An 11,908-nucleotide genomic window follows, 5' to 3' on the forward strand; every position below is an offset into this window, starting at 1 on the left:
TATGGCGCTTGACCAAAAATCCCAGGAAAGCCCCGATCGGACCCTGCGCAAAGGGCGACTCGGCGTAATCGGAATCGTCTTCTTTGTCGTGGCTGCCGCCGCACCGCTCGTCGGAATGACCGGCGCCGTGCCAGTCGCCATCGTTCTCGGCAACGGTGCAGCAGCCCCCGGCGCTTACCTCTTCGCCGGCATCGTGCTTCTCCTGTTCAGCGTCGGCTACGCCGCGATGAGCCAACGAGTCACCAACACCGGTGCGTTCTTCGCCTACGTCGGTCGCGGACTCGGGCGCAACGCCGGAATCGCATCCTCGTTCGTTTCTGTACTCGCCTACCTCACCATCCAGCTCGCCATATATGGCTTCTTTGGTGGAGTGATGGCCGGACAGGTTGGGCTTCTCCCCTGGTGGGCCTGGACACTTCTCGCGTGGATCGTCGTTACTGGCCTCTCGCTTGCTCGCGTTGACGTCGGCGCGAAGCTGCTCGGCGTACTGATGCTCGCCGAGCTCATCGTTCTCGTGATCGCTGCCGTCGCGATCCTCGCCGATGGCGGCCCCGAGGGCCTCAACTGGGCCGCATCGTTCTCGCCTGACCTGATCATGGCTGGCGGCCTCGCTGGCTCAGCCGGAATCGCCTTCGCGTTCGCGTTCGCTTCCTTCATCGGCTTCGAAGCCACCGCCATCTACGGCGAAGAAAGCAAGGACCCGAAACGCGCCGTACCCCGTGCGACCTACCTCGCGGTCGGCCTCATCACCGTGCTGTTCGCGTTCACCGCTTTCGCCCTCGTCACCGGCATGGGCGCCTCGAACGTGATCGACCAGACGCTCGAACGTTCAGCCGGTCTCGAAGACCCGGCCGCCGTGCTCTTCACTCTCGCGAGCGAATACGTCGGACCGTGGCTTGCCACGCTCATGAGCATCCTCGTGCTCTCGAGCCTGTTTGCCGGACTGCTCGCGTTCCAGAACGCCGCAAGCCGCTACCTGTTCGCGCTCGGCCGCGGTGGCGTGCTGGCGCGTTCAGTGGGAACCGTGAACGGTCGCGGAGCCCCCGGCCGCGCATCCATCATCGTGTCGATCATTAGCGGTGTGGTGATCGTTCTGTTCGCCGCCTTCCAGCTCGACCCCGTCGGCAACATGTTCTTCTGGTTCAGTGGCCTCGCCGTGGTGGCGATCGTGCTCATCGAAGCGCTCGTCTGCGTGGCGATCATCCGCTTCTTCTTGATGAACAAGGGCACCGAGAACATCTTCGTCACCATGATCGCGCCGATCCTGGCATTCATTGGTCTCGTTCTCGCCGAGTACCTGCTGATGTCACGCTTCGGCCTCCTCGCCGGTGATCTCACGCTTGCCGCCGGAGTCGACCCGACCGTCACCGCATTCGGACTCAACGCCTTCGGCTGGTTCCTCGTGCTGTCACCATTCATCGCTCTTGTGATCGGCTACATCGTGTCGATGGTTCGCAAGGACCTCAACGAAGAACTGCTACAGGATGTGATTTCCTAAATCCCGCACACGAATGGCCCCGACACTTCGGTGTCGGGGCCATTCGGCAGTTAAAGGGAGCGCGGTGAAACGCCGTTAGATCGTCGCGCCGTTAGGGCGTAGCCCCAGTCGCGACGGGTCGCTCTGGCTGATTGGCCCAAGCGGACCACGATCCGGGAAAGAGGGCCGGGCGGAAGCCCGCAACCGTCAGCGCCAGAGCATCGTGCGCCGCCGTCACCCCGGAACCGCAATACACCCCCACCGCACGATCGACACTGACGCCGAGGGCTTCGTAGCGTTCGCGCAATGTGTCGGGGTCGAGGAAGTGACCAGCGTCATCCAAGTTTGCTGATGTCGGAGCGCTGATCGCCCCGGGGATGTGGCCGGCACGAGGATCGATCGGCTCGGTCTCGCCCCGGTAGCGTTCGCCGGCGCGAGCATCGAGCAGCACGCCATTCGCCGGAAGCGACGCAGCGTCGTCGGCACTCAACACGGGCTCGTGACCAGCGCTCAGCGTGATCGCGCCCGGCACGACACTCGTCATATCGTCAGCGCCGACAGCGAGTGGATGCCCGGCCGTCGTCCACGCGGACAGCGCGCCATCGAGTACCCGCACGTCGGAAGCGCCCATGTAACGCAGCAACCACCACGCGCGGCCCGCAGCAAGACTGTTCCAGTCGTCATAGACAACAACTGTGTCGCCATCGTTGAGACCCCAGCCGCGCGCGGCAGCCTGAAAATCTGCGGCAGCAGGCAACGGATGCCGCCCCTCCTGCGGTTCCCCATGGCGGGCGAGCTCGGTGTCGAGGTCGACGTACACCGCACCAGGGATGTGCCCTTCCCTATAGAGAGGTAGCCCAGCGGGCCCACCCAAGCTCCAGCGCACATCGAGAACCCGTACCGGCGCTCCCCCGGAGGCCGCATCGTCGAGCAGTGCGGCAAGTTCGTTCGCGGTGACGAGGGGGTGTGGCATCCGGGGCTCCGATCGTGGGGATAGTTCCATGATGACATTTGCCGCGGCGATGCCGTGACTGGCCACAACACTGGCGCTCATCTCCACGCGCCCAGATGAGGGGGATGCTTAATTCCGAAATTATCTCAATAATGGTGTGTAGCGTCGCGGTAACTCGAAGTACCGCGAGATCTTGCGAACAGGGAGCCAGATTCAACGATGTCGAAGACCATGGCCGAATGCCCCCTGTGCGAAAACTATGGTGCCCACGAACGCTCTGACAGCAATTGGTTCCGCTGTGCGCACTGCACCACGTCGTGGGGGTGCCCCGCCGACATCCCTAAAGATGCCGACGGGGCTGTACAACTCAATTAGCTCCGAGGTTCGTCCCGACCGTCAGCAGCGAGAAGCTCCTCCTCGACGGCGCCGCCATACCCCTCCTTTTGAGGATCTCCGTGGAGCCCGCCAGAGATCGCGTATTCCTCTTCAGGCGAGAGCACGAGGCGCTTGCGACCGTAGAGCCCGAAGATCGCAAGCATCACGATGTAGACCACAGCGATGGCGCCGATCGCCGGACGAGCGGGCTCGTTGATGAAGAAGCCGAAGAAGATCGCCAACGAAAGAACGCCGCCGATAATAGCTCCGGGAACACCCCAGGGGCTGCGGTAGGGGCGGTTTGCGTTCGGGTATTTCTTGCGCAAAATCAGGAACGACACCATCTGCAGCACGTAAGCAATAACAGCGCCCCACACCGCGATGTTCAAGACGATTGCACCCGCGACACCATCTGCGCCGCCGAGGCTGTCAACGAGAACCAGAGCGACGTAGCCGATAATTGCGCCCACTAAGAGCGCAACAGCGGGAGTCTGACGCTTGCCGGTGAGCGACAAGAATTTCGGGTAATAACCGGCGCGTGACAGTGAATACATGTTGCGTCCGTAAGCAAACATGATTCCCTGCAACGATGCGAAGAGCCCGATGAGCGCAAACAACGCGAGGGCCGCCGCTGCTTGGTCTCCGACGATCGCACGGAATCCATCGAGTAGGGGTTCTCCCGACGTAGAAATCTCAGAAGCACCAACGATTCCCGTGTTGAGGAAGAGCACCAGAAGACCCGTGATGATCAGCGTCGTGCGAGCGATCAACCCGGCCTTCGGGATGTCACGCACAGGGTTGTGAGCCTCTTCCGCAGCGAGCGGCAACTCTTCGATTCCCAAGAAGAACCACATGGCATAGGGAAGCGCGAAGAGAATCGGCACTATGCCATGAGGCAGGAAGGATGATTGCCCCGGGTCGGCGGCGATGTTGAACAAGTTGTCCCAGCTGAAAAGACCGGAGAATGCTGCCATGACGGAGAAGACGAGCAGGATGGTGATCGAAACAATCGCCACGATGATCGCAAATTTGAATGAAATCGCTGCGCCGGCCGAGTTCAGCCCGATGAACACGATGTACAGAATCAGCCACCACACCGGCGCCGGCAGCGAGAAGCCCAAGAGCTCGCTCGTAATGAAGTCGGCATATCCCGCTGAGAAGTAAACGATGACCGCCGTAGTAGCAACGTATTCAATCGTCTCAGCGAGCCCCGTGACGAAGCCGCCCCACGGGCCCATCGCGGCACGAGCGAAGGAGTAAGCTCCGCCGGTGTGTGGCATGGCGGATGCCATTTCACCGATGCTGAAGATCATCCCGTAATACATAAAGATGAGCAGGGCGAAGGCGATCAGCATTCCGCCGAAGCCAGCGAACCCGATTCCGAAGTTCCAGCCGGAGAAGTCGCCCGAGATGACGGCTGCAACCGCGAGCCCCCACAGCCCCCAGATTCCCGCCGTGCGTTTGAGTGTGCGTTTCTCGAAATACCCGGCCGCAGCCGTCGTGTATTTCACCCCGGAGACGTTCAGTGTGTCTTTGGACATCCTGTTTCCTTTGCAGTCTGGTTGCGTGCACCGACGGGTCGATCACACAATGCTGGGAGAATCCTTGCGATGACTATACGGTTATCAATGGTTGTTGACTACCCATAATCCACAGAAATTTCCCGCGATGTTGGGGGAGATTTATGAGCAACGCAGTCATCAATGTGTTCTAATGGTCGGAAAGCGCACCATTTGACTTGCTTAATGAGGAGAAGTTAATGTCCCCCAGCTCCGGTAACCTCACGCTCGCAGAACTCAAAGACGATGTTGCCAGTGGCGCAGTCGACACGGTTCTCGTAGCTTTCACCGACATGCAGGGACGACTGGTGGGCAAGCGCCTCTCGGCGAGACTCTTTCTTGAGGATGCCGCGGATCACGGTGCCGAATGCTGCAACTATCTCTTGGCCGTTGACGTCGACATGAACACTGTCGAGGGCTACGCCATGTCGAGCTGGTCGCGCGGTTATGGCGACATGGTCATGGTGCCCGACATCGGCACCCTCCGTCGCGCGCCCTGGCTCACGGCAACCGCCTTGGTCACCGCCGACCTGCGCTGGCATGACGAAACGCCCGTAGCGCCCTCTCCCCGTCAGATTCTCAAAGCCCAACTCGCCCGCCTCGCAGAACGTGGCCTCGACACGTTCGTCGCCACTGAGCTCGAATTCATTGTCTTCGACGACAGTTACCGCGACGCCTGGAAGAAGGGATATCGCGAGCTGACTGCCGCCACCGACTACAACATCGACTACAACGTGCTGGCGTCCACACGAATGGAACCGCTGCTGCGCGACATCCGCAACGGTATGGATGGCGCCGGCATGTATTGCGAGGGCGTCAAAGGCGAGTGCAACCCTGGCCAGCAAGAGATCGGCTTCCGCTACGCCTCAGCCCTCGACACGTGCGACAACCACTCGATCTACAAGAACGGCGCGAAAGAAATCGCCGATGCGCACGGCAAGAGCCTCACCTTCATGGCGAAGTACAACGAGAAGGAAGGCAATAGCTGCCACATCCACATCAGTCTGCGAGGAACCGACGGCACCGCCGTCTTTGCCGACAAGGATGCCGAACACGGCATGTCAAAAATGTTCCGTCACTTTATTGCGGGCCAGCTCGCGGTGATGCGCGAACTCACGCTCTTCTCCGCCCCCAACATCAACTCGTACAAGCGCTACGTTCCGGGAAGCTTTGCTCCCACCGCACTCGCCTGGGGTCTCGATAACCGCACGTGTGCGCTGCGCGTCGTTGGCCAAGGCCACGGAATGCGCGTCGAAAACCGCGTGCCCGGCGGAGACGTGAATCAGTACCTTGCCGTCAGCGCCCTCATCGCGGCCGGGCTCTACGGAATCGACAACGAGCTTGAACTCGACGATGCCTTTGAGGGCAACGCCTACACGAGCGATGTTCCGCGGGTTCCGGCAACGCTGCGTGAAGCGGCCGATCTGTTCGCGTCATCCACCTTTGCCCGTGACGCTTTCGGCGATGAAGTAGTTGACCATTACCTCAACTACGCCGCGATTGAACTGGCTGCCTTTGATTCTGCAGTAACCGATTGGGAAAAGGTGCGCGGCTTTGAACGACTCTGATCGGCCCATTATCGGCCTGACCACCTACCTCGAACAGTCGCAGACTGGTGTGTGGGATGTTCCCGCATCTTTCTTGCCGAAGGCCTACTTTGAAGCGGTCACTCGCGCCGGTGGCATCGTCGTGCTGCTGCCGCCACAACCGGTCAGCCCCGAGATTGCTCGCCGGGTGCTACACGGTCTCGACGGCCTCATCATCACCGGTGGCAAAGACATCAATCCGGCGCGCTACGGCCACGAGCCGCATCCCACCACCGATGATCCTCGACTCGATCGTGATGCGTGGGAAGACGAACTGATGCGTCAGGCCCTCGATGCCGACCTCCCTTTTCTCGGCATCTGTCGCGGGGCTCAAATTCTCAACGTCGCGTTGGGAGGCACCCTGCACCAACACCTCCCTGAAGTGGTCGGCCACAGTGACTACCAACTCGGCGGTGGCAACTTCAGCCACACCCCCGTAGAGATCGAGCCCAACACCCGAATCGATAAGGTGCTCGGCGGACAAACCGAGCCACTCGTCGTTCCCCTCTATCACCACCAAGCGATCGATCAACTGGCCGAGGGGCTCGTCGTCACGGCCCGCACGAGCGACGGCGTGATCGAAGCTGTCGAACTGCCTACCGCGACTTTTGCGGTTGCAGTGCAGTGGCATCCCGAGGCAGCGCCAGAAGACATCCGACTATTCGAGGGCTTGGTCGACGCAGCCCGAATCAACCGAAAGGCTCTCGCGTGAGCACCTATACCGTCATCAATCCCGCAACCGAGGCCGAGATTGGCTCGGTCGATCTCCTCGACATCGAAGCGACGGATGCCGCAATCGCCCGCGCCGCAGTTGCCCAGAAAGCATGGGCTCGCGTCTCCCCCGCCGACAAGGCGCTCATGCTGCGTCGCTTCGCGCAAACTGTCGACGGCGACGTCGAGAACCTTGCAGCGCTGGAGGTTAGCAACTCCGGGCATCCGATCTCGCAGGCTCGCTGGGAAGCCGGTCACGTGCGTGACGTTCTCAACTACTACGCTGCAGCTCCCGAGCGGATGTTTGGCCAGCAGATTCCCGTGGCTGGCGGACTCAACGTCACCTTCCACGAGCCGCTCGGCGTTGTGGGCGTCATCACCCCGTGGAACTTCCCGATGACGATTGCGGCATGGGGATTCGCTCCGGCACTCGCCGCCGGTAACGCCGTCGTGCTGAAGCCTGCCGAGTGGACGCCGCTCACGAGCATCCGTCTCGGTGAACTTGCTCTCGAAGCGGGCCTCCCCGAAGGGCTATTTCAGGTTCTTCCCGGCAAGGGTTCGGTAGTCGGCGAGCGCTTCGTGACGAACCCCACCGTACGCAAAGTGGTGTTCACGGGCTCGACTGCCGTCGGCAAAAAGATCATGGCCGGCTGCGCGGATCAAGTGAAGCGCGTCACGCTCGAACTGGGCGGCAAGAGCGCCAACATCGTGTTCGCGGATGCCGATCTAGAGAAAGCTGCGGCGTCGGCACCCTACGGCGTCTTTGAGAACGCAGGCCAGGACTGCTGTGCCCGCAGCCGCATTCTGGTGGAGCGCAGCGCCTACGACCGCTTCATGGAACTTCTTGAACCCGCCGTTGCTGGCGTGAAGGTGGGAGATCCGACGGATGAAGCGACAGAAATGGGGCCGTTGGTGTCAGCAAAGCACCTCGCTTCTGTGCAGTCCTACGTGCCGGCCGATGCGCCTGTTGCTTTCCGCGGCAGCGCTCCCGACGGAGCAGGATACTGGTTCGCCCCGACGGTGTTGACGCCAGCATCGCGCAATGATCGCTGCGTGACCGATGAGATCTTCGGGCCCGTGGTCACGGTGCTTCCCTTCGACGACGAGAACGATGCTCTGCAGTTGGCCAACGACTCCGACTATGGGCTTTCGGGTTCGATTTGGACTCGGGATGTCAGCCGGGCAATTCGGGTTTCCCGAGGTGTCGAGGCCGGCAACCTCTCCGTGAACTCGCACTCCTCGGTGCGGTACTCCACGCCCTTCGGTGGCTTCAAGCAGTCCGGCCTCGGCCGCGAGCTTGGCCCCGATGCACCGCTGAATTTCACGGAAACCAAGAACGTTTTCATCGCTGTTGATTAACCCTCTCGACACCTTTTATCCAAGGAGCATCACATGACCATTACCCCTCTTGACCTCACGCAGCGCCTCGCAGGCAAAGTGGCCGTCATTACCGGCGGAGCGAGCGGCATCGGCCTGGCCACCGCGCGCCGCTTCGCCGCCGAGGGCGCCACCGTCGTCATCGGCGACATGGACGAGACGACGGGTCTCGCGGCCGCTGAACTTGTTGGCGGCCACTTCATCAAAGTCAACGTGACGGATGAGGCGCAGGTGAACGCCCTCTTCGACACCACCGCCAGCACCTACGGCTCAGTCGACATCGCCTTCAACAACGCCGGGATTTCGCCGCCAGAGGATGACTCGATCGTGACGACCGAACTGCCGGCGTGGGAAAAGGTTCAAGACGTCAATCTCAAGTCTGTGTACCTGTGCTGCCGCGCGGCTCTGCGGCACATGGTCAAGCAGGGCAAGGGCTCGATCATTAACACGGCATCCTTCGTCGCTATTATGGGATCAGCGACCAGCCAGATTTCGTACACCGCTTCCAAAGGTGGCGTGCTGGCGATGAGTCGTGAGTTGGGCGTGCAGTTCGCCCGGGAGGGAATTCGAGTCAATGCACTCTGCCCTGGCCCCACGAGCACTCCCCTGCTTCAAGAACTTTTCGCAAAAGACCCGGAACGTGCCGCTCGTCGTCTCGTCCACATCCCCATGGGCCGTTTCGCTGAAGCCGACGAACTCGCTGCCGCCGTTGCGTTCCTCGCCAGCGATGACTCGTCATTCATCACCGCGTCGACGTTCATCGTCGATGGTGGCATCAGCTCTGCCTACACGACACCGCTGTAATGGATGAGCCGACCGGTCTCCACGGGGAGTTGCTGCTGCGCCCGGTGCGCGGGGGCAACTCTTTCGAGGAGACCGTTCAGCGCCTCCTTCAGACAGTTCGTCTTGGGCTGGTCGCTCCCGGCGAACGTTTGCCTGCTGAACGTGAACTCGCCACGATGCTCTCGGTTAGTCGAGACACCGTGCGTGACGCTATCGCTTCGCTGAGTGACGCTGGCTATCTCGTGTCGCGACGCGGCCGCTATGGGGGAACATTCGTCAGCGACGTGCTGCCGACACATATTCCGGGCTCACCCTCAGACGACTCGGTGGGGCCAGCACGCCCGCTCACCCCCGAAGTGATCGAAGACACGCTCACCCTGCGGGAGATCCTCGAAGTCGGCGGAGCGCGCGCGGCTGCAGGTCGCGCCCTCACCCCCACTGAGCGAGAACTTCTCTGGCAGAGCCTGAGCAACGCGAACGCAGCGAACGACGAAGAATACCGTCGCCTAGATTCGCGCTTTCACCTCATGGTGGGCGAGCTCGCCGGTTCTGCTTCCCTCACTCCGTTGATTGCCGATGTACGGATGCGCGTCAACGAGTTGCTCGACAGCATCCCCTCGCTCGGCCCCAACATCGCGCACTCCAACACCCAGCACGAACAAATCGCCATCGCGATTCTGACCGGACGTCCGGATGCTGCCGCCCAAGCAATGAGCGAACACCTCGCGGGCACGGCGCTCTTGCTGCGCGGCTTCCTCGAGTAGCGGCCGAAGCTCCGATTCACGTTGCGGGCACTCCCGCTACTCAGAAATCCGGCATACGCTGAAGGCATGCTCACCCCACCTGAAGCCGCGAAGGTTCCCACCGAACGCATCCAGCATGGCGACCACTACGTCGACAATTACGAGTGGATGCGCGACAAAGAGAGCCCCGACACCCTCGCGCATCTCCACGCCGAGAACGCGTTCACCGCTGCGCGCACGAGTCACCTGAGCGTGTTGCAGGAGCAGATCTTTGAAGAGATCAAGGCCCGCACGCAGGAGACCGATCTGAGCGTTCCGGTTCGCCGTGGGCAGTGGTGGTATTTCAGCCGCACCGAAGAGGGCAAGCAGTACGCGATCCATTGCCGCGCGCCGATCGCAAGCGACGACGACTGGACTCCCCCAACTATCGCCGAGCCTGTGGCTGGTGACGCTGAGGGTGCTGCCGCGGATGCCGCTGCCGCCGTTCCCACGACGCTCCCCGGTGAGCAGATCCTTCTCGACAACAACGTCGAAGCAGAGGGGCACGACTTCTTCAGCCTCGGCTCGTTCTCGCTCAGCGACGACGGAACCCTGTTGCTCTACGGTGTCGACACCGAAGGCGACGAGCGGTACACGTTGCGCGTGCGCCAGCTCGGTGATGCCGCTGCGGCGAGCGCTGCCGCGAGCAGTCCCTCCGACACCGAGACCGTCATCCGCTTCAGCTCCGCCGATGACCTTCCGGACGAGATTCCGGGCACCGCGGGCGGCGCGCTCTTGGATGCCACGGGCAAGTACGTCTTCTATACGACGGTTGATGATGCGTGGCGCCCCGATACCGTCTGGCGCTACGAGTTGGGCACTGCTGCGGCATCCGCGGTGCAGGTGTTTCATGAGCCCGACGAGAGTTTCTGGGTGGGCGTTGGGCGTTCGCGCAGCGGCAAATATCTGGCGATCGAGGCCGGTTCACGCCTGACGAGCGAGACGCGACTGCTCGACACGAGCGACCCGACCGGTGAGTTCGAGGTTGTCTGGCCGCGCGAAGTCGGCGTCGAGTACGACGTCGAGCACGTGGTGGTTGGCACGCAAGATCGTCTGCTGATTGTGCACAACAAGGATGCAATCAACTTCGAGCTCGTGAGTGTTGCGGCGGCGGATCCCCTCGGCGAGCGCCGCGTGATCCTCCCCCACAATGAAGCCGTGCGCCTCGAGGGCGTGGATGCCTTCAAGGACTTTGTGGCCATCGAGTACCGCCGCGAGGGGCTCACCCGCGTGGCGATTGCGATCGTTCCGAAGCATGGCGGACGCTACGAAGACATCCCGCATGAACTGAAGTTCGACGACGAACTCTTCACCGTGGGCCTCAGCTCCAACCCCGAATGGAATCAGCCGAGCATCCGTCTCAGCTATGGCAGTTTCGTGACCCCGACGATCGTCTACGACTACCTCGTGGATGACAATGAACTCGTCGTGCGCAAACAGCAACCGGTGCTTGGCCGCTTTGATCCCGCGCTATACACCCAGCGTCGCGAGTGGGCCACGGCCTCCGACGGCACTCGCGTGCCGATCTCCCTCGTGTACCGCAACGACCTCGTGGTGCCCGGCACCCCGGCCCCGACCGTGCTTTACGGCTACGGCTCGTACGAGATCAGCATTGACCCGGGCTTTACCGCTGCCCGCCTGAGCCTGCTCGACCGCGGCATGGTGTTCGCGGTCGCCCACGTGCGCGGCGGTGGCGAACTGGGCCGCACCTGGTACGAGGGCGGCAAGAAGCTGCACAAGCGCAACACGTTCACCGACTTTGTCGCGTGCGCCCATCACCTCATCGACACCGATGTCACGTCGAGCGATCGACTCGTTGCTGAGGGCGGAAGCGCCGGCGGTCTGCTCATGGGTGCCGTCGCGAACCTGGCCCCGCAACTGTTCTCGGGCATCCTCGCGGTCGTCCCCTTCGTCGACCCGCTCACCTCGATCCTTGACCCCTCGCTGCCGCTGACCGTCATCGAGTGGGACGAGTGGGGTGACCCCCTGCACAACGAGGAGGTTTACTACTACATGAAGTCGTATTCCCCCATCGAGAATGTGCACGACACTCACTACCCGCGCATCCTCGCCGTGACCTCGCTCAATGACACGCGCGTGCTCTACGTCGAGCCGGCCAAATGGGTTGCCCGACTGCGCGAGGTGGGAGCGGATGCTCTGCTCAAGACCGAGATGGCGGCAGGCCACGGCGGCGTCTCCGGTCGCTACGACGCGTGGCGCGAGCGTGCCTTCAACTACGCGTGGATGGTGGATGTGACGCGCGACTCAGTGGGCTGATCGGGAAGTCTCCTCGTCAGCGAGCTGAT

The 11,908-nt window shown here is 62.0% G+C and carries 9 protein-coding genes; 7 read left to right on the forward strand and 2 right to left on the reverse strand.

Annotation, left to right across the window (positions count from 1 at the left end):
* Position 1: 1 nt before the first annotated feature.
* Positions 2–1,498 (forward strand): APC family permease, encoded by a 1,497-nt coding sequence (locus tag I6E51_RS10100; protein WP_197107315.1) that lies wholly within the window; start codon positions 2–4, stop codon positions 1,496–1,498.
* Positions 1,499–1,589: 91 nt separating this feature from the next.
* Here the strand turns inward: I6E51_RS10100 and I6E51_RS10105 are convergent, their stop codons facing one another.
* Together I6E51_RS10105 and I6E51_RS10110 are read right to left on the reverse strand one after the other, a co-directional pair.
* Positions 1,590–2,450, reverse strand: coding sequence for a sulfurtransferase (locus I6E51_RS10105; RefSeq protein WP_197110245.1), 861 nt, complete (start codon positions 2,448–2,450; stop codon positions 1,590–1,592).
* A 350-nt stretch (positions 2,451–2,800) separates the two neighbouring features.
* Complete coding sequence (locus tag I6E51_RS10110) at positions 2,801–4,345, reverse strand: amino acid permease (protein ID WP_197110246.1); 1,545 nt, start codon at positions 4,343–4,345, stop codon at positions 2,801–2,803.
* Between the two features lie 218 nt (positions 4,346–4,563).
* On the opposite strand from I6E51_RS10110, the gene I6E51_RS10115 reads away from it, so the two are divergent.
* The 6 genes from I6E51_RS10115 (at position 4,564) to I6E51_RS10140 (ending at position 11,879) form a co-directional block, all read left to right on the forward strand.
* Positions 4,564–5,931, forward strand: a complete 1,368-nt coding sequence (locus I6E51_RS10115) for a glutamine synthetase family protein (RefSeq protein ID WP_197107318.1) — start codon at positions 4,564–4,566, stop codon at positions 5,929–5,931.
* On the forward strand, positions 5,918–6,661 hold the full coding sequence (locus tag I6E51_RS10120) for a gamma-glutamyl-gamma-aminobutyrate hydrolase family protein (protein ID WP_197107319.1): 744 nt from the start codon (positions 5,918–5,920) through the stop codon (positions 6,659–6,661). The genes I6E51_RS10115 and I6E51_RS10120 overlap by 14 nt, the downstream gene beginning before the upstream one ends.
* Complete coding sequence (locus I6E51_RS10125) at positions 6,658–8,019, forward strand: aldehyde dehydrogenase (protein WP_197110247.1); 1,362 nt, start codon at positions 6,658–6,660, stop codon at positions 8,017–8,019. Before I6E51_RS10120 ends, I6E51_RS10125 begins: the two co-directional genes overlap by 4 nt.
* A 33-nt stretch (positions 8,020–8,052) precedes the next feature.
* Positions 8,053–8,841, forward strand: coding sequence for a 3-oxoacyl-ACP reductase (locus I6E51_RS10130; RefSeq protein WP_197107321.1), 789 nt, complete (start codon positions 8,053–8,055; stop codon positions 8,839–8,841).
* On the forward strand, positions 8,841–9,584 hold the full coding sequence (locus I6E51_RS10135) for a FadR/GntR family transcriptional regulator (protein WP_197110248.1): 744 nt from the start codon (positions 8,841–8,843) through the stop codon (positions 9,582–9,584). Before I6E51_RS10130 ends, I6E51_RS10135 begins: the two co-directional genes overlap by 1 nt.
* Positions 9,585–9,650: 66 nt before the next feature.
* Positions 9,651–11,879 carry a S9 family peptidase gene (locus I6E51_RS10140; RefSeq protein WP_197110249.1) on the forward strand — a complete coding sequence of 743 codons (2,229 nt, stop codon included), beginning with the start codon at positions 9,651–9,653 and terminating at the stop codon, positions 11,877–11,879.
* The last annotated feature ends 29 nt before the right edge of the window (positions 11,880–11,908 follow it).

The sequence above is a fragment of the Salinibacterium sp. NSLL17 genome (genome assembly GCF_015864935.1).
Taxonomy (GTDB): domain Bacteria; phylum Actinomycetota; class Actinomycetes; order Actinomycetales; family Microbacteriaceae; genus Rhodoglobus.